This window comes from Sporocytophaga sp. (assembly GCF_017745095.1).
Lineage (GTDB): Bacteria > Bacteroidota > Bacteroidia > Cytophagales > Cytophagaceae > Sporocytophaga.
In genome coordinates this window covers 291,927-313,080 of sequence record NZ_JAGHZZ010000005.1, presented here as the reverse complement: position 1 = coordinate 313,080, position 21,154 = coordinate 291,927, and the positions used below count along the sequence as shown (strand labels likewise).

The 21,154-nt window shown below is 37.3% G+C and carries 6 protein-coding genes; 2 read left to right on the top strand and 4 right to left on the bottom strand.

Annotated features, from left to right (window positions below):
• Positions 1–107: 107 nt before the first annotated feature.
• The 3 genes from J7604_RS10170 to J7604_RS10160 form a co-directional block, all read right to left on the bottom strand.
• Complete coding sequence (locus J7604_RS10170; RefSeq protein ID WP_293895063.1) at positions 108–1,430, bottom strand: DEAD/DEAH box helicase; 1,323 nt, start codon at positions 1,428–1,430, stop codon at positions 108–110.
• Positions 1,431–1,544: 114 nt separating this feature from the next.
• Positions 1,545–2,711, bottom strand: a complete 1,167-nt coding sequence (nhaA, locus tag J7604_RS10165; protein WP_293895060.1) for a Na+/H+ antiporter NhaA — start codon at positions 2,709–2,711, stop codon at positions 1,545–1,547.
• A 502-nt stretch (positions 2,712–3,213) separates the two neighbouring features.
• Positions 3,214–4,056, bottom strand: a complete 843-nt coding sequence (locus J7604_RS10160; RefSeq protein ID WP_293895057.1) for a DUF4412 domain-containing protein — start codon at positions 4,054–4,056, stop codon at positions 3,214–3,216.
• 257 nt (positions 4,057–4,313) lie between these two features.
• Between J7604_RS10160 and J7604_RS10155 the strand changes: the two genes are divergently transcribed.
• A complete protein-coding gene (locus J7604_RS10155; protein WP_293895054.1) occupies positions 4,314–17,237 on the top strand; it encodes a gliding motility-associated C-terminal domain-containing protein in 12,924 nt (4,307 codons plus the stop codon).
• Between the two features lie 70 nt (positions 17,238–17,307).
• A complete protein-coding gene (locus J7604_RS10150; protein WP_293895051.1) occupies positions 17,308–19,536 on the top strand; it encodes a gliding motility-associated C-terminal domain-containing protein in 2,229 nt (742 codons plus the stop codon).
• Here J7604_RS10150 and J7604_RS10145 read toward each other — a convergent pair.
• Positions 19,526–21,145 (bottom strand): PAS domain-containing sensor histidine kinase, encoded by a 1,620-nt coding sequence (locus tag J7604_RS10145; RefSeq protein WP_293895048.1) that lies wholly within the window; start codon positions 21,143–21,145, stop codon positions 19,526–19,528. The genes J7604_RS10150 and J7604_RS10145 overlap by 11 nt on opposite strands.
• Positions 21,146–21,154 lie beyond the last annotated feature (9 nt).

Below are 21,154 nucleotides of genomic sequence, written 5' to 3'. Positions count from 1 at the left end.
TGAATTCAGGATTTAAAAATATCCTTGTATTTATTTTAGAAGTTATAATACAGTGAGTGATTGTAATGATTTGAAAGAATTTTTCAATGGATAGTGATTAAGTTAATTTAACGACACAATTCTATTTTCACCGATTTCTTTTTGAGCTTTTCATTTCTCAAGAGTTTTATAGTTGTTTTCGCTTTATCTCTTTTAACAGCCACAAAGGAAACAAAATCATAAACTTCTATAATTCCTATTTCTGTTTTTGTAAGTTCACCTTTTTGAATTAATAGCCCTACAATATCACCTTTACTGATCTTATCCTTTTTACCGGCTCCGATATATAGAGTTGTCCAATTTGATTTTTCAGGCAGACATAATTCAGAAGGTAACTCAAAACGACTTGGCTCTTCAGTTAGATAATCTGGAAAATAATCAGTTTCGGAAAGCAATAAAAAAACATTGCCATCAGCAAACATACGGGCTGTACGACCATTCCTATGAACAAAAACCTCTTCAGTTGTTGCCAACTGATAGTGTATTACATTGCGTATCTCTGGTATGTCCAGTCCTCTTGATGCCAGATCGGTCGTAAGTAGAATTTTACAAGTCCCATTACGCAGTGTTACCAATGCTTTTTCTCTTTCCTCTTGTTTTAAGCCACCATGAAATATAGAATGATCAATGCCTTCTTCATACAGTAAATTGCCTATACGCTCAACCGTATCTCTATGATTACAGAAGATCAATGTTGATTCATTACCGATGGCACACAACAATTGAAATAAAGTAAGAAGCTTGTCCGTCCCTTCTGATCGCAGGTATTTTAATTGAAGTTTATTCGATGCTTTATTACTTAAAAAGTTAATTTTATGAAAATCTACTTTATATCTAAATATATTCAGATCATCTTTGGCCTCTGTAGCTGAGGTAAGCCAGATCTTTTTCAAAGAAATAATTTCAGAAGCTATAAATCTCATATCCTCTTCAAATCCGAACTCCAGAGATTTATCAAACTCATCAAGTACAAGCGTTGTAAGTACTTCCGATGAAATACTTTTTCTCCTGAAATGATCTGCAAGCCTTCCCGGGGTCCCTATTATCAATGATGGAGATTCAACTAAACTGTTTCTTTCAACTTTGATAGGATGTCCACCATAACAACAAACTACCTTAAATCCCGATCCCAAAGACTTGAAGACTTGCTCAATTTGCAAAGCCAGTTCTCTTGCAGGCACTATAATCATAGCCTGTGTCCCCTTTACATCACTTTTTAAGTTTTCTAAAAGAGGTAATAAAAAAGCAAGTGTTTTGCCAGAACCAGTGGGAGAAAGCAAAAGAATATTTTTATGATTTTTTCCCGCTTTGATTGCTGCGGACTGCATTTCATTAAGTTCAATATTTAATTTCTTAATGGCTGTTTCTATGGGCAAGGATATATCTGACATTAGTATGTGGGAGATCAGGACCTCAAAGATAGAAATAAGCCATGGTTAATTTACATTTTCTGTAAGATTAAAAACCATCTAACTTTAAATCAAAACATTAACTTTACCCTAAATCTAATCTGAGTCTTTGGTAGACTGGGACAATATAAAAAAACCTGTTAATCCTGATAAAAGCGAAGCAACAAGGATAGCAATCTTAGAAAACCCTTGAATATCAGTATCTGTAAATGCAAGAAGTGAAATAAAAATTGACATTGTAAAACCTATTCCCCCAAGAAAACCGGCACCAAGTAAATGATTCCATCCAGCTTTTGCCGGAAGGTCTGTCCATTTCATTTTTATAGCCAACCATGAGGCAAGAAAAATCCCAAGAGGTTTTCCTAAATAAAGCCCCGCCAAAACTCCCAAGCTAACCAACGAAGTTGCCACTTCCTCAAAATTAGCGTGAATGATAAATCCAGTATTGGCAAGAGCAAAAACCGGCATAATAAAGAAACTAACTGGCTTGTGAATAAAATGTATCAATTTTTCAGCGGCTGAATCTGTTTCGCCTTTTCCAAGAGGAATTGAAAAAGCCAGCAATACACCTGATATAGAAGCATGTATCCCAGATTTTAAAGTAAAATACCACAAAAAAAGCCCTGTAAATAAATACACTATTACAGACTTTACTCCGAACTTATTCATTAGCAGAAGTATTCCGAAAACTCCTGCTGCTGCCAATAAAAAAGTAGCGGATATATCTTCCGAATAAAATAGACCAATTACTACAATTGAACCTAGGTCATCCACAATGGCAAGGGCTGTAAGCATTATTTTAATAGAGAAGGGAATTCTATTGCCAAGTAAACTCAATACTCCAAGAGCAAACGCAATATCAGTTGCCATTGGAATTGCCCATCCATTAATGGTCTCAGCGTGGATATTAATAATGGAATAAATAACAGCAGGTGCTATCATTCCACCACAAGCCGCAAAGATAGGCAACATTGATTTTTTGAAGGAAGATAACTCACCCTCAACGATTTCCCTTTTAATTTCCAGCCCTACAAGAAGAAAAAACATAGCCATTAGTCCGTCGTTTACCCAATGGAGCAGATTTTTATATAAGCCTAATTGGATAAATCCAAATTCAAATTCCCAGAAATTAAACCAGGAATGACTTAATGATGTATTGGAAAATATTAATGCCACTATAGCGCAACATATCAGAACGATACCACCACTTTGCTCCGTTTCAACAAAATCCTTAATCGCCTTAGTAATACTTGATTTCTTCATCTGCCCTGAAATAAAAAAATCCTTTGATCTAATCAAAGGATTTTTAATATCTAAATCTAAAAGAAAATTATTTGCAATTTAACAACAACAATTCTTGTGCCAGAAGCCAAATTTTTCATTTTATTTTCACCAGCACATTTAATCATTCACTATAACAAATTAAATATCAACATCTAATACTTTCTGGACAAGGATTTTAACTTTAATTACAACCTTCATAAATTAATACCAGATTCCAATTCTTCTGTTAAAAGAATAATTTCTCGGATGAGAAGATGGAATTTCTATTTTCCGTATTTCTCACATTAATATTTAAAGTATGAATAAGAGTCATGCAGATAAACATGCTTGATATCGGAAATTTATTTGAATCGTATTGTCAATCATATATAAATGAAAGATACAACTGAAAAGAAGTCATTTAAGCCCGAAAAATAAAAATTGCTGGGTATCTCCAGCAATCATTAAAATGTATAAACCTATTTCTGAACTTTTCATCAGATTAAAACCCTATGCCTTTAACTAATTTATAGTCCGAAGGAATTAAAAATAAAGAGCCATCAAGTGGTGTTTTTTTTAACTCAGTAACTTCCATAACCATCTTCATTTCACCGTTATCGCTTTCAATTTTTAAAGGTACTCCTTCAACTCCACTCAGGTAGAACTTCGCTTCTTTACTTCCGGACGAATTCATTTTTGATAAAGCATTTGGATCAAAATCTTTGATTTCCTTGGTAGTCCAGGCAGCCTGATTAATTGTTTTTCCATGGTCTGTCACCTGAATAATATATTTGGTACAAGTATATCCTATAATTTTAACTGTTTCGCTGGTTTTCGTCACTTTTACTACCGGTTCTTTCTCTTTTGATTCAGGGGCTTTTGGCAATACAGAATAGGTTTTATTTTTTCTCCTTATTGAATAGCTTTGATCTTTATCTTTAATGTATAAGATTTCTCCCATCATATCAGACATTCCTCCTTCCATTTTAATAAGGTTGTTTCCGTCTTTAATTTTGATCAAAACACTAGTAGGCATAAAACTCCCTGCACCAGCGCCAGATGCAGCCTGCATAGATTTTAGCCTGTTTAAGTTTTCTTCCATTAAAGATTTAAGTTGAGGATTAGCTTCCATTTGCTTCTTAAATTCAGGTTCATTCATCTGATCCTCAAGCTTTTTTATTTCCACATCCATTTGAGGAGCCGAACCATTTCCCTTATTAGCATCCTTAAGCTGAGCATTTTTGAGATCGATCTTCATTGCCCATTTTATAGTACCTTCAAAATTTTGAGAAAATGTGGTGCCAGCAATAAAAATAAAAAGGATTAATAGAAGTTCTTTTTTCATGTAAACAATGTATTTATTCTATCAAATATAACAAAATCGGTACCATATTGAAATACGACCTTGAACACAATCACTTCAATAAAATCAAGTTTTACTTTTTTTATTTTTAAACGTTCAATTTAATTTACTCTACAGATTTATTCGTCGAATGATCTTAGATTTTTACAACTGCCCCCCCTCTAAAACGTAATAAATACAAGCCAAGACATTGAAAAAATTCAATTACCCTGAAATACAATTACATAGTTTTTAAAGATATGGACTTCTTCCTACTTCGAATCAGGAGCACCTACTTATCTCAAATAAGTACAAGGCTTTTTGTCTTAATCTTTTTAATTTCAACGTATATACCAACGCCTTATCTTTTTGGAGAAGGTACCAAACAATTGCAGCCAACGTCTTCAGACAATGGTTTTATCCAGATATTTGACAATAACACAACGACCAGGCCATTTGCAACTTATAATTGTCCTGAAGCTAACAGATTAAATATCCGAATATGTAATTCTGGTGAAAAAATATACATGGGATTCAGACAAACTGATAATGACGTTTATTTTCAGTTAAAAGATCCTAATGGAGTAGTGGTAATGGGTCCTAGTAAAATTCCTAATGCAGCAGGACCAGGATATATAGCCAGTTATGCAGAAGCTGTTGCTGGTCCCAGAGCGATTGTCGGTGCAACCGGATACAATGCTTTAACATATACCTCCACTATGGCAGGAGATTACTACATTGAATTCAATCCAAGTGCCTCCCAAACTCTTAATCCGGTTAAAAGAGTTTTCACCTATTTTGACATTAGTGTAGCCACTGCAGCAAACGTAATAAAGTTAGGTCGTCTATGGTCTAAATCCTGGGACTTTCAATGTAATAGCGCCACTAATCAATTTAAAGCAAAACTATATATATATGCTGATGATGGTATAGTGACCTCGCTCGATTTTAATGGAATGCAACCGTTCGGCTTTGTCATCGCAGCAAATAATGCAGGTTGCACCAATACAGGTACATTTGCAACAGACCGACAATCAGTTTCAGGGAATATTAACTACCCTCAATATAAAGTATTTCTAAATGACCCCGATATCAACTGTTTTCCAACTGGTGTTTATGGAACTGTAAACTCCGTTTCTCTGAGTGGTTGTGTGGGTAGCAATTTCTGTATAGATATAAATGTTGATAAGCCAGGTAAAACTGAAATACTATTTGAACTAAACGGAACAGCAGGTTATCAGGCAAATACTACAGACAGACTTATAACGGCTGATCTTGTTGCCGGTAATAACTGCGTCACCTGGGATGGTAAAGACGGAAAAGGTAATATTGTGACAGGTGGAGTTAATATAACTACTAAGGTCGACTATTATAATGGTCTTACCCACTTACCATTGTTTGATGTTGAGAATAATACAAAAGGGTATATTGTTGATCTTGTAAGGCCTACAGGACCTCGACCTTCCCTATTCTGGGATGACTCAAAAATAGGCGGAGGCACGAATCTTACAGGTTGCAATAGTGCTACAGGATGTCATACGTGGAGCGGTGATTTTGGAGATGCTAAAACAATCAATACATGGTGGTATGTAAATTCAACCACTAAAACTGTAACTAATTTTGTACCTCCATCTGTAATTACAGATGCGAATGCTGATAAGCCTGGCACAGGTTCTTCCAATGATTCAACTTTATGTTCAACAATCACCTCATTTAAGCTTAATGGAAAAGTAACTAATGCAGGCGGTGGCATTTGGAGCTCATCCGGAAGCGGTACCTTTACACCAAGCAACACCAGTCTGCAAGGCACATATACACCATCAGCGGCTGATATTGCAAACGGATCAGTAAAATTAATTCTTTCATCTACAGGTAATGGGGTTTGCTCTCCAAAAAAAGATAGCATTACATACACTTTCGCTAAACAACCTGCCATAAGCGCAGGACCTGATAAATCTGCCTGTGCCAATAATCCAAAGTTAAGTTTATCAGCTACAATGAGTGGAGCTACAGGCCTTACCTGGAGCGGAGGAGCTGGAACCTATACTCCTAATAAAACATCAGCTAACATAACTTATACTCCAACTGCTGCAGAAATATCTGCAGGCTCTGTTGTATTAAATTTGGCAACAACAGGAAATGGTGTTTGTACTATCGGGTCTGGAAGTATTAAACTTACTTATACCCCTATTCCAACAGCTGATGCAGGAGTTGATCAGTCTATATGTAAAAACAACAACAAAGTAAATTTAAATGGGGCAGTTAATTATGCTTCGGGTGGAACATGGACCGGAGGTGCAGGTTCCTTTAATCCTGATGCTAATACCTTGAATGCCACGTATACGCCAACTGCTGCTGAACTAACTGCGGGATCTGTTAACTTAACTCTTACAACTACAGGTATGGGAAGTTGCCTTGCAGTAAATGATGCTGTTGCAATCAAATTCACTCCAATCCCAGTTGTTAATGCAGGGAATAATCAATCTATCTGTAAAAACAATACTGCTATTCCATTAAATGGATCCGTAACGGGAGCAACAACTACCGGAACATGGAGCGGAGGTACAGGAACCTATAGCCCAAATGCCAATACTCTGAATGCAACCTATATACCAACAACTGCAGAAGTTAATACAGGAAATATAACACTTACTTTAACATCAACAAATAATGGGAACTGCACAGCGGTAACCTCTAATACTTCAATTACATTTACCGCAATTCCCGTAGTGTCTGTTGGTTCGAATATTATTATATGCGAAAATAATCCTGTAACAGTTTTAAATGGTAGTGTTACTGGTGCGACCGGCGGAAATTGGATAACAGGCGGTGGAACTTATTCACCAGGAAGAACGGCTTTGACAACAACCTATACTGCAAGTGCAAGTGAAGTAGCTGCTGGTTTCTTTACACTTACTCTTGAGTCCACAGGTAATGGTAATTGCAATCCTGTATCAAAAACACTAAATGTCCTTGTCGATCCTAAACCGACAGTGAATGCAGGAACAGATGATACACTTTGTACTAATAATCCGGCAATAAAACTTTCAGGATCAGTGAAAGATGCTACAAGTTATGCATGGAGCGGAGGTGCTGGTATTTTCACACCAGACAATTCAACATTGAACGCAACCTATACACCTACAGCATCTGAGATATCTTCTGGCATTGTCACGCTGACATTAACAGCAACCAAACCATCTTGTAATTCAGTTTCAGATCAGGTTGTATACAGATTCTCTCCAACTCCTACGGTAAATGCAGGAACTGATCAGTCAAAATGTAAAAATAATGGAGCAACAAGTCTTAACGGAACTGTTACAATTTCCAAGGGTGGAATATGGTCTGGAGGTGCAGGCACATTTGCACCAGATAATATCTCTCTGAATGCAACTTACACACCAACTGCTTCAGAAATTACAACAGGAGCTGTTACTCTTACCCTAACAACAACTGGAAACGGAAAGTGTCTGGCTGTAAAGGACGATATTCTCATTAACTTCACGAATCCTCCTACTATAACTGCTACTAATTCTGGGCCTGTTTGTGGCAATAATGCTTTAGTAAAACTTAACGCAGTTATAAGCAGCCCTGCAACTGGCGTATTGTGGGCAGGAAATGGAGCTTTTACTCCTTCAGCATCCGATATAAATGCCAATTACACGCCAACTGCTTCGGAAATTTCAGCAGGACAAGCTGTTGTGAATATCAGTACCACTGGTAATGGAAACTGTCTTGCAGTTACAGGACAAACGACTATTTCCATTACTCCAGCTCCCACAGCAAATGCAGGGGCCGATAAAGATGTATGTGCAGACAATCCTTCAGTAGTGCTTTCAGGTAATGTAACAATAGCAACTGGCGGAACCTGGACAGGAGGCAAGGGAACATATGCTCCAAATTCAACTACCTTAAATGCAACCTATACTCCATCTACTGATGAAATAACCTCAGGAAGTGTTACTCTGACACTCACAACTTCAGGAAATGGGAATTGCGTGGCTGTTTCTGATCAAGTTCTCATTACAATAAAACCATCACCAATAACAGATGCAGGATCAGACCAGACAGTATGTGGTGATGCATCAACCATTCCATTGAATGGTTCTATACAAAATGCAACAGGAGGAAAATGGACCACCAATGGAACAGGTACATTCTCTCCAAATGATAATGTACTTAATGCAAGTTATAATCCATCTGCAGCTGATAAAGCAAAAGGTGGCGTAACTTTAACTCTTACCTCTCAAGGAAATGGTTTATGTAGCGCAGTTAAGGACAATATGAAAATAGATTTCACAGTTGCACCTTCAATAAATGCAGGGCCTGATCAAATTGTATGTCCAAATGACTTTCCGGTTAAATTAAATGCATTTGGCTCTAATGCCGCATGGTCAGGTGGTTCAGGATCATTTAATCCTTCAGTCAATTCATTAAGTGCAAACTATATTCCTAGCGCATCAGAAATAGCATCCGGCTCAGTGACTTTAACAATAACAACAATCGTCAATGGAGTTTGTAAAGCAGTGTCTGATGATATAAAAATCACTATTCCTCCTGCACCTGTTGTTGATGCAGGAACTGACCTCGATATGTGTGGTAATGCAATTACAATTGGATTAAATGGCACTATCAACAATGCCTCGGGAGCTTTCTGGACAAGTTCTGGTACTGGCTCTTTCCTTCCTGATGCTTTCTCTAAATCAACAACCTATAAACCATCGGCAACAGACAAGACATCAGGTAAAGTAAAACTCACATTAACAAGTACCGGAAATGGAGCTTGTACTGCAATCTCTGATTCTATGATTATTACTATTCATCCGGCAGTGACAGTCTCAGCAGGCCCTGATCAGACAGTTTGTGCAGATGCTTCAGGAATAACTTTGAACGGAAGTTCGAATACTCTAACCGGCTTAACCTGGTCTAATGGCTCAGGATCATTTTCACCAAATGCTACTACTTTAAATGCTACTTATGTTCCGACTTCAACAGAAAGGACAAATGGTACAGTTAAGCTTATATTAACAACATCTCCAACAACCTATTGTCCAGCTCAGAAGGATACAGTAGTATTTACAATTACTCCAGCACCTACAGTAGATGCAGGAACTGACATTTCCATATGTGGCGATTCTTCTTTTGTAAAACTAAACGGATCTATAAATACTATTCCAACAGGAGCAATATGGACAAGTACTGGTTCTGGAACTTTCAGCCTGTCAGCCACTGATCTGAATGCAAGTTATGTTCTTTCAAACAATGATAAAACAGCTGGAACAATTACATTGACACTGACAACTACTGGAAACGGAACTTGTAATCCGGTTTCTTCACAAATAAAACTAAACATAGCGAAGGTACCAGTAGTAGATGCAGGACCAGATCAAACTTTATGTGCTGACGTCTCATCTATAGCCTTAAATGCAACTGTTACAAATGCGAGTGGAGGAACATGGAAAACAACAGGTAATGGGACTTTTAACCCAAATGCCAATATTGTTAATGCATCTTATATACCATCTTCTGCAGATCTGACAAATGGAATCGTTTCTTTAACTTTAACAAGCACAGGAAACGGCTTATGTAAATCCGTTTCTGACATAACCGTTATCACCTTCACTCCTGCCCCTAAAGTTAATGCAGGTTCGGATTTGAATATCTGTGCAAACAACACTAAAGTTTCACTGAATGGAGATGTAACAATAGCTACAGGAGGAACATGGTCAGGTGGTGCAGGAACTTTCACCCCTTCAAACAATCAACTTACTGTAACCTATGTACCATCTGCATCAGAAATCAGCTCAGGTACTGTCACATTAAAACTAACTTCTACCGGTAATGGAATTTGTAAGCCGGTTGAGGATGATATAATTATAACTATACTTCCCGCACCAGTTGTAAACGCAGGAAATGATATTGCTATTTGTGCTGACAGTTTTGCAATCAAACTTAACGGACAAGTATTGAACGCTCCAGGAGGACAATGGATAAGCAGCGGAACTGGATCATTTCTTCCGGATAATACAACCTTAGGCGCAAACTATGTACCTTCAGCTGCTGATCGTGCATCAGGAAACATTACATTAAAACTCACCAGTTCAGCCATAAGTAATTGTATAACGGTAAGTGATGACTTAAATTTAATAATATCCCCTGCACCAACTGTAAATGCTGGAACAGATAAAATCGTTTGTGCCAATAATGCTATAGTGAACCTAAGTGCTACTACGACTGTAACAAGTGACGGACAATGGACCAGTTCTGGAACTGGTACCTTTACAAATCCAAACAGTTTAGTTACTGATTATATACCTTCTGCTCTAGATATAAATGCAGGCAATGTAAATTTAACATTAACTACATTAAACAATGGACTTTGTAAGCCTGTAAAAGATCAACTTAATGTACAGATAACACCAGCACCTACTTCAGATGCAGGATTGGATCAAACTGTTTGTAGTGACACCTCAGGCGTTCGTTTAAATGGTAAAATAACTATAGCAACCGGAGCATTATGGACGACTTCAGGAGATGGAACATTCAGTCCGAATGCAACAACTTTAAATGCTATTTATAAGCCCTCTGTAAATGACATGATTGCAAAATCAGTCATCTTAACCTTAACAACAACAGGCAACGGATTGTGTATACCGGTTAGTGATTCAGTAAAAATTAACATCACTCCTAAGCCTATAGTAGATGCCGGTACAGATTTGACTATATGCTCAGATGCCAGCGGAGTGAGTCTTAACGGATCTATATTAAATGCAACAGGTAGCAGATGGAGGACCCTGGGAACAGGAAGTTTTTCACCTAATTCCACTACCCTGAATGCTACCTATGTCCCCAACTCAGTAGATAAATCAACAGGAAAAGTCACCTTAACCTTATCATCAACAGGTTCAGGAGTTTGCGCAACAGTAAGAGATACATTACAAATATTAATAACACCAGCTCCAACAATAAATGCTGGTCCCTCACAGACTTTGTGCGCTGATTTTGAAGGAGCAGCCCTTAACGGAACTACTACAGTTGCAACTGGAGGCACTTGGATAAGCTCAGGATCAGGTACATTTTCAGATGCTAATTCATTAGTTACAACTTACTATGCATCAAGTTCTGATCTTGCTTCAGGTTCTGTTCTTCTGACTTTAACAAGCACTGGGAACGGAACATGTAAAGCAGTTTCATCCAAGCTGACATTAACCATCAATCCCATACCAACTGTAGAAGCTGGATCAGACAAAACATATTGCGGAGACATTTCTAATATTCCGTTAAACGGATCATATACAAAAGCTACAGGCGGATATTGGTCAACAAATGGTTCTGGAATATTTACTCCTGATGAGTTCACTGCTAATGCGACATATACACCTTCAGTATCAGAAAAAACTTCCGGTCAATCAATCCTGACATTTACGACAACAGGAAACGGTGCATGTAACTTTGTTTCAGACAATGTAACATACACTTTCACTCCTGTCCCTACATCTGATGCAGGCCCTGACCAAACTGTATGTGCTGATATTACCAGTGTAAATCTTTCCGGAAATGTCACTATTGCTTCAGGGGGAATATGGAAAAGCTCAGGTAGCGGAACATTTAGCCCGAGTATAAATGACCTAAATGCAAAATATACACCAAGCGCCTCAGACAAATCAAATGGATCTGTTACATTAACATTAACAACAGCAGGTAACGGAACTTGCAGCGCAGTAAGCAATGATATGATTATCACCATTACACCTGCTCCAATAGTCAATGCTGGCTTAGATCAGACAGTCTGTGCCGACGTTACAGGTGTAGTTCTTGATGGAACTTTCAGTGTAGCTTCAGGTATTAAGTGGACAACTTCATCTGGGACAGGAACATTCATTCCAGATGATACAACACCTAATGCAACATTTATACCTTCTTCACTTCAAATAGGAAATGGAAAAGCCACAATAACATTAACAACAACAGGAAATGGAACTTGTAATGCTGTAAAGGATGCTGTGATTATTTCTCTCTCTCCTGTACCTCAAGCTAATGCTGGAAATGATGTAACAGTTTGTGCTGGTGTTATAGACATTCCATTAAACGGAACTGTTGTAAATGCAAGCGGAGGAACATGGACAAGCTCAGGTACAGGAACATTCCTTCCAGATGAAAATGCTTTAAATGCAAGTTATGTTCCATCAGCTTCAGAAAACGTAAATGGCCAAACGGTAACCATAACCCTTACTACAACCGGAAATGGATCATGTAGCCCAGTGGCAGACCAGATAACTATTTCTTTCAACACTGTTCCTGTTTTTGCAGGTCCTCCACAAAGTATATGTACTAATGGATTTCCCGTTAAATTAAATGGATCTGGAAATGGTTCATGGACCTCTCCAACTGGTGGAAGTTTTTCACCGAACCCGAATTCTTTAAATGCATCTTATAGTCCAACTGCTGCTGACATTGCTGCAGGGTATGCAGATATAATTCTTACAGGCAGTTCAGTAGGAACATGCCTTCCTGGTAAAGATACTGTTAGGATCTCTATCAGTCAGGGACCTGTTGTCAATGCTGGTTCAGACCTTTTAATCTGTGAAAATAATTCAGTAGTAAGTTTAAGTGCTTCAGTTTCACAAGCTGCAGATATTAAGTGGTCTACTTCGGGTGCTGGTTCATTCAGCTCAGCCACTGGACTGACTACTATCTATACGCCAACATCACAAGAGCTTTCTGACGGAAATGTAACATTGATAGCTGAAACTACAGGTAACGGAATCTGTGCTGCAGATACAGATCAGGTTGTAATCACTTTCACTCCTGCTCCTACTGCCAAAGCAGGATCAGATGAAGATCTTTGCGCCGATATATCTTCAATCGATTTAAATGGTTCTATTACAATTGCCGCAGGATCTGCTTGGTCAAGTGATGGAAACGGAAGTATTGCCTCTGCTGCGTCTTTAACCACAACCTACACTCCTACTCCTGCGGATAAATCTAAAGGATTTATAATCTTTACTTTAACAACTTCAGGAAGTGGTAATTGCACGGAAGTAACAGATCAGAAAATTGTAAGGTTTACAGCTGGACCAATCGCATACCCTGGCACAGATACTTCATTATGCGCGGATATCAGTGAGCTGCCATTAAAAGGTAGTGTATCAGGAGCAACGGGTGGAATTTGGAGTACAAATGGCACGGGGACCTTTAGTCCAAATGCAAATACATTAAATGCTAGTTATATTCCTTCAGTAGATGATTTATCTAAAACTTCAATTACCTTAACACTGTTGACAACAGGAACCGGAATATGTACACCTACCTCAAACAACAGAATTGTATCGTTCACCACAATTCCGACAGTAAATCCTGGAACTGGCGATTCATACTGTTCAGATGTTTTAAGTATACCTGTCAATGCCTTGGTTACAGTTGCTTCAGGTGTATCGTGGAAAACATCAACAGGAGGAAGCTTTGGTGATGAGAATCTTCAGGCAACAGACTACTTCCCAACTAATGCGGAAAAAGCTTCAGGCAAAGTTACCTTAAATGTAATAACAACAGGAAATGGAAAATGTAAAGCGGTAGCAGCCAATGTTGATTATTTCTTTACACCTGCACCAACTGTAGAAGCTGGATTTGATATTATAAGATGTTCAGATGCCACAACAATAGATCTTGAAGGAAATGTGACTATTGCCACTGGAGGAGTCTGGACAACTTCAGGAAACGGTACATTCTCAAACGACTCCAATTTACAAACAATCTATCAACCATCAGTAACCGATAAATCAAATGGTTCGGTAATATTAACACTTTCTACAACAGGAATGGGAAAATGTCTTGCAGTAACAGATGCACTAAAGATTGACTTTACACCTGTACCAGTTGTATCTGTGGGATCTGATCAAAATGTATGTGCTGATACAGCAGGGGTATCATTATCATCAACCTATTCGGTTGCGGGAGGAATAAACTGGAAGACTTCAGGGAGCGGAACTTTTCTAACATCTTTTGCTGAACCAAATGTTAAATATATACCTTCACAAAGTGATACAGCTTCAGGTTCTGTACAAATTATTGCAACTACGATAGACAATGGTGATTGCCAGTCGGTTTCTGATACAATGTATATTACAATTAACAAGCAACCGGTTATCAATGCAGGGATTGACAGAACAATGTGTACAGATGAAAAAACAATAACGCTTGGAGGTTACTTTAGTAATACTGGTGGAATATTATGGACCAGTACAGGAACAGGTGTATTTTCAGATCCGACTTTAACCTCCCCTGTTTATACTCCATCTATTGCGGACAAGATAAATGGAGGAGTAATATTTACTGCGACAACAACTGGTACCGGTCTATGTAAAATATATACAGATATTAGTTCATTAAGCATCTATTCAGCACCAGTTGCTACTGTAAATGCTGGTTTGGATCAATCATTATGTAAAGATATAATGACTGTAAAACTTACCGGGTTCATTGCTAATGCAGGAGGCGGAATCTGGTCTTCAACTAATGGTGGAACATTTTCAGATGTTAAAGATCTTGAAGGTACATTTTATCCCGTAGCTGCTGAAAAAGCAGCCGGTAAAGCAGATATAGTATTAACAACAACTAATAACGGATTTTGTAATGCACAGTCAGATACTATGACCATTACATTTACTGCACCTCCTACTGTGACTGCCGGAGCCGATACAACAATATGCGGAGACTTATATGCAATCAAACTTCCGGGAAATTTCACTGTATCATCCGGAATTGAATGGAAAACAGGAGGATCAGGTACATTTGTCCCTGATGCCACTACGCCAAATGCTTCATATATTCCAAGCAAATCTGATATAACTGCTGGAAAAGTAGGCCTTACCATTACTACTACCGGAAACGGTACTTGTAATGCAGTAAGCGCTTCTAAAAAGATTCAGATACTTCCTATACCAACTGCAAATGCAGGTCAGGACCAGACTGTTTGTGCAGATTTAACAAAAATTGCCATCAAAGGAAATGTATCAGGAGCAACCGGGGGAACTTGGAAAACTACTGGAACAGGAACATTCAGTCCTAATGCTAACAGCCTTAATGCATCATATATCCCTTCACCAGAAGACATTCAATCATCCGCAGTCAATCTGATATTGACGACAACAGGAACAGGTATTTGTAATCAGGTCACTTCTAAAATTACAATTACAATTACCCCTAAACCAATAATAAATGCTGGACCAGACATATTGACCTGTGCAAATGTCCCTTCGGTTCAGCTAAATGGTAATGTTACAGTTGCAGGTGGAATGATCTGGATTACTTCAGGATCCGGTATATTTATGCCATCAGCAGCTTCTTTGAATCCAAGTTATACCCCTTCTGAAGCAGATCAAACAGCTGGGAAGGTAATATTAACTGCATATTCAACAAATAATGGAAAATGTAACATTGTAAATGACTCGATTGAAGTTACAATTAACAAAGCACCAATAGTAACAGCAACCTCAGGAAATCCATGTGTTTATAAAGATGGTGTAGCGTTATCAGGAACTGTGGTCAATGCATCAGGAATTGAGTGGAAAACATCAGGAACGGGAACATTTTCATTAAGTTCATATGATCTTAATCCATCATACTTCCCGTCAGAAAATGATATAGCTGCTAATGGGACTGTTATTATTACTGCATATTCTACAGGAAATGGAGTATGCAATGCAGAATCCGCTAATACATCATTGCTGGTATCACCTTTACCAATTGCAGATGCGGGAAGTGATCAATATGTGTGTACATCAAGCAATGCTACATTGAATGCATTTACTTATCCTGGGAACAGCTATTCATGGAAATCCTTGTCAGGCATAACATATGGAAATGATGCGACCATCACAATAAGTGCACCTGCAAATCAGACCGTTGTCTTAACGGTTACCGATTCTAAGAAATGCCCTAACTATGATACTGTTAGTGTATTTACAATAACTCCACCTAGCTGGAACTTAATTTCTGAGAACTGTTATAACGATACTTTGGTATTAAGATCCAATCCCTATAATTTACCGTCAGTACCTGGCTCATTTGCTTGGTATAAAGATGGAGTAATATTACAGAATAAGAATCAGGATTTCTTAGCAACCAGAGATCCGGGACAATATACTGTTCAATATTATTATGGTAATTGTAAAACTGAAGCATCAGCAACCATTAATGCCCTACCTGAGTTCAATATTCCAGCTGAAAGGTTATTATGTAATCAAAGCACAGGAACATTAGTTGCGAATATCAATACTATTCCCAATCCCCCTGAAGTGTATTCATGGACGACAGGATCTAATTTTGTTGGCAATACTAATCCTGTTGATTTCAATGTACTTCCTGATTCAAATTTCTATAAGCTGAAAATTACTGATGTAAAATGCTCAGCGGAAGACAGTGTGCGCATAATAGGCATTGATTCACCAATAACAGGCAATCTGAAAGATGTTGCATCTTGTGAAGGTCAAACAGTTGTGCTGGTTGGAACCCCAACAAACTTCAGTGATTTGGCAAAGTATAATCCAATATACCAATGGACACCATCAAGCCTGGGCACTAATGATACAGTAGAAGTTAAAACAACAGGTACCTACGGAGTCACAGTAACACTTGGAGAGTGCGCTGCTTCTTATCAGGTTAATGTTCAGATGAATAAACTTCCTGAACCGTTTATGCCTGAGCGTCAAATCTATTGTTTCGACAATAATAAATATATGATGCTTGATGCAGGACCAGGCGAAAGGTTCAAATGGGAAAATTCAAGTGATACATTAAGGCAAAAAGCTATTATAGAACCAGGAATTTATATAGTGACTGTAACTAATAGTTTTAACTGCTCATTAACCGACAGTACAGAAATAGTTCAGGTCTGCGCACCAACAGTTTATATACCTAATGCAATAGAGCCAGAGGGTGAGATAAGCAGAAATCAGGACTTACATATCTTTGGTAAGTATTTTACCAACTTCAAAATGACTATTTATAATAGATGGGGAGAAATAATATTCTATACAGAAGATAGAAATAAAACATGGGATGGAACTTACCTAGGCAAATTAATGCCCGAAGGATCATATAATTATATAGTTACTTATGAAGGATTAGAGGGAGAATATATAGGACCATATAAAAAAGAAGGTAAGATCACTCTAATGCGATAATTATTATTACTTAAATTCATTAAACCCGAAAATTATCATAATTTAGTTTTCGGGTTTTGTTTTGGCACTTGTGAAAAAAGTTATTTTCATCTTATTTATATATTTATTTTATATATCATCAGGATTAAAAGCTCAGACTGACAAAGAGTTTTGGTTTGCTGCACCTGAGGTTTCTGAAAGACATGGTAACAGTCCTGTTTATCTTAGATTTGCATCATTTGATAACCCTGTTATTATAGAAATCTCTATACCTGCCAATAAGAGTTTTAAACCGATAAAATTTTTATTAAACTCATTTTCATCAAAATCAATAGATCTTTCAGCTTATCTTGGCATACTGGAATGTACACCAGATCAAAGTATAATAAACAAAGGACTACATATTACCTCTAATGAAATTATCACGGCCTACTATGAAGTAATGGGCAGTAATAATGGAAATGTAGTAAACTCAGACATTTTTACACTTAAAGGCAATTACGGTTTAGGCACTCATTTTATAACACCTTTTCAGACTCACTGGGATAACCAGAGCATAGTAGATGGGTGGTCTTCAATAGATATAGTTGCAACGGAGGATAATACCAACGTAACTGTAAACCTTACTCAAGATGCATTTGGTCATAAAGCAGGTATTCCATTCACTATTACACTTAATAAGGGTCAGTGTTATTCTATAAAAGCAGCTTCACGATTAGGCTCTCTGCATATGGCAGGATCAGAGATAAATTCTGATAAACCGATAGCTGTAACATTGAAAGATGATTCCATTACTGAGGGGAGCTCTTATGATCTGGCGGGAGACCAGATAGTTTCAGCAGACAAAACTGGCAAGGAGTATGTAATTGTCAAAGGTAGTGGAGAATATTCAACAGACAGAGCTTACATCAGCGCTACAGAAAATAATACAAAAGTATCTTATGGCTCTGACAGCCTACTTGCAACTTTGAATAAAGGTGAGACATTAGAATTTCAATTAATTGATTCTGCTGCCTATATAAAATCAGATAAACCTGTGTATATATTTCATATTACTGGTTTTGATCAGGAACTGGCAGGAGCCTTACTTCCATCTTTAAAATGTTCCGGATCTAAAAGAATTGTATTTACAAGGACGAATGATGAAAGGTTGGTGTTAAATTTGGTCACAAGAAAAGGAAATGAAAATTCATTTAAATTAAATGGTAAAAACTGGATAAAAGGAAGTGATTTTAAACCAGTAGTAGGAACAGACAGCACTTGGCTATATTATTCTGGAGATGTGGACATTACCATTGTTCCTCCAGATCTGCCAGCATATATAGAAAACTCGAAAGGTGATTTTCATCTTGCAACATTAAATGGAACAGAAACAGGAACCGGATTTCGCTATGGGTATTTTTCCGATTATGGCTTCCTGGAACTTGGCGCAGATAAAGAAATTTGTCCTGGTACCCAGGTATCACTTGATGCAGGATATGGAAATAGTCAGTTTAACTGGACATTTAATAATAATCCATTAAGCGATAAACAAAGGATCGTAATTGCTGACTCTGGAACATATAAGGTTGAAGTAAACAAAGGTCTGGATTGCAAAATGAAAGATTCTGTAGATATTAAATTCTTTCCTGAAATAACTTCACTGATCTTACCAGAAGATACTTCCTATTGCCTCAATTCCAAGATAAAGATCTCTACCCTAAATACCTTCTCTTCCTACACTTGGCAAGATAACAGCACTGGCAATACTTTAAGTGTACCAAGCCCAGGCAAATATTGGATTGAAGTATCGAATGAATTTGGATGTAAAAAAATTGATTCAATAAATATTTCAGGTCTTAAAATACCTGAAGTAAAAATCTTCCATCCTATTAATGAATTAAATTACTGTAGACAAGATACTATTACCTTATCTGCATCAAATGAATTTGCGACCTACTTGTGGAATACAGGCGATACCATATCAACAATCATTACACCTCACAATGAAGAAGAAAAATACTGGTTACATGTAAGAGGATATAATGGTTGCCAGAATACTGATACACTTATAGTAGATTGCTCTCCATATATACAAGATCCACCAAACCTCATCACACCCAATGGAGATGATAAAAATGAGTTCTTCAAAATTGATTACCTGAAAAAAGGGAAATGGGACCTGGAAATTTATAACAGGTGGGGAAGCAGAGTGTATTACAAAAAAGGCTATTTCAATGAGTTTAAAGGAGAGAATCTTGAAGACGGGATATATTACTACTTCCTGAGACAAGTTGAAAATAAACGCATGCTAAAAGGCTGGCTTGAGATTATAAGGTAATTTCTTTTCTTAAGGGCAATTGAATAGAAAAAGTAGTTCCAATATTTACAGTACTGTTAAGTGTAATTTTACCACCTGCATTTTCTACAATTCGCTTTACAATATAAAGTCCTACGCCTGTACCGTCAACATGTGTATGCACCCTTTTAAACATCCCGAATACTTTGTCGATCTGTTTGGATTCTATTCCAAGTCCGTTATCAGATACAGACAATATTAAGATATCATTAATCACTTCACTGGTTACATCAATCTCTGGCCTTCTCAATGGAGACCTGTATTTAATGGCATTGGTAATCAGATTTGTAATCAAACTTCTAAGATTCTTTCTTGAAAAACTTACTTGTGTTGATTTCAGATTTATGTTTATCTGGGTTTTAGCAGCTATAATAGTATCATGATGAACAAGTAGTACTTCATCAAGTAGTTCCCTGATATCTACGAGATCAATATCTTCTTCTGTATCCTTTTGAATTTTGCTGATATCAGAAAGCTCACTTATAGTAGTTTTAAATCTTAGGATAGAGTTTTTCATCATATTGAGATATAAATCAAACTCCTGGGGATAGCTATTGCTCTGCAATTCCTGGGATAGTGAATTGACAAGACCTTCCAGATTAGAGATAGGTGCTTTTAAGTCATGGGATGCTGTATAGACAAAATTATCCAGATCAGTATTGATTCTTTTAAGTTCCTTATTAGTCCTTTCCAGTTCTTTTCTATATAATTTTTCATCGTTTACATCAGTACAAGTTCCAAACCACTTCACGACCTTTCCAAAAGCATCTTTCATAGGATTGGCTTCTATTAAGTGCCATCGGTATTCTTCTGAAGCTTTATCTTTCAGCCTACCTGAACATCTGAAAACTGTACCTTCCTGTAAAGCCTGTCTCCAGAAAGATGATAATTCTTCAAGATCTTCAGGATGGATAATCTCAAACAAACCTCTTTGAAAAGATCGCTTGGAATCAAGACCACTGTATTCGTACCAATTAAGATTAAAATAATCAAACTCTCCCCTTTCATTGACAGTAAAGACTAATTGAGAAATTGAATCAGTCATGAATTTAAACTGTAGAATACTTGCTTCCAGTTCTTCCGTTCTATACTTCACTCTTTCTTCCAGTTCCGAATTTATTTTTCTCAAAACCTCATCAGCCTTTAATAGTTCTTCATTGCTTTCCTTTAACTTTTCATTGGAATTCTTAAGTTCAGAATGTAACCTTCTCCATTCGTAAGCAGAAGGTATCTGAAGAATCTGTGGTGTCTTTTTAATCAGAATTACTGCAGTAGCAATAGAAGCAATAGCTGTTATTATTTTTAGAAGAGCATCGAATCTATAAACAGGATTCCAGATTGTGATGACAGATACTAAATGAGTAGCACCACAACCAAGAATAAAGAATGCGAATAAAAGCATTAACCTTCCATATACAAAGTCTCTTCTTAATCTAAAAATATTATAAAGGCTGAATGGAATTGAAAAATAAGCCAAAGCGATTACAGCATCAGCAATAGCATGAGACCAAAGGATTTCGGGCTTCCAAAAATAGCAGTGCCCGTGGGGCATAAAGTCCCCCTCAAATATATTCTTCAGAAACTCAAGCATAGCTTTAAA

Coding starts and splice junctions, on each gene's coding strand:
- J7604_RS10170 (WP_293895063.1), bottom strand. CDS start 1,430: ATGTCAGATATATCCTTGCCCATAGAAACAGCCATTAAGAAATTAAAT.
- nhaA (WP_293895060.1), bottom strand. CDS start 2,711: ATGAAGAAATCAAGTATTACTAAGGCGATTAAGGATTTTGTTGAAACG.
- J7604_RS10160 (WP_293895057.1), bottom strand. CDS start 4,056: ATGAAAAAAGAACTTCTATTAATCCTTTTTATTTTTATTGCTGGCACC.
- J7604_RS10155 (WP_293895054.1), top strand. CDS start 4,314: ATGGACTTCTTCCTACTTCGAATCAGGAGCACCTACTTATCTCAAATA.
- J7604_RS10145 (WP_293895048.1), bottom strand. CDS start 21,145: ATGCTTGAGTTTCTGAAGAATATATTTGAGGGGGACTTTATGCCCCAC.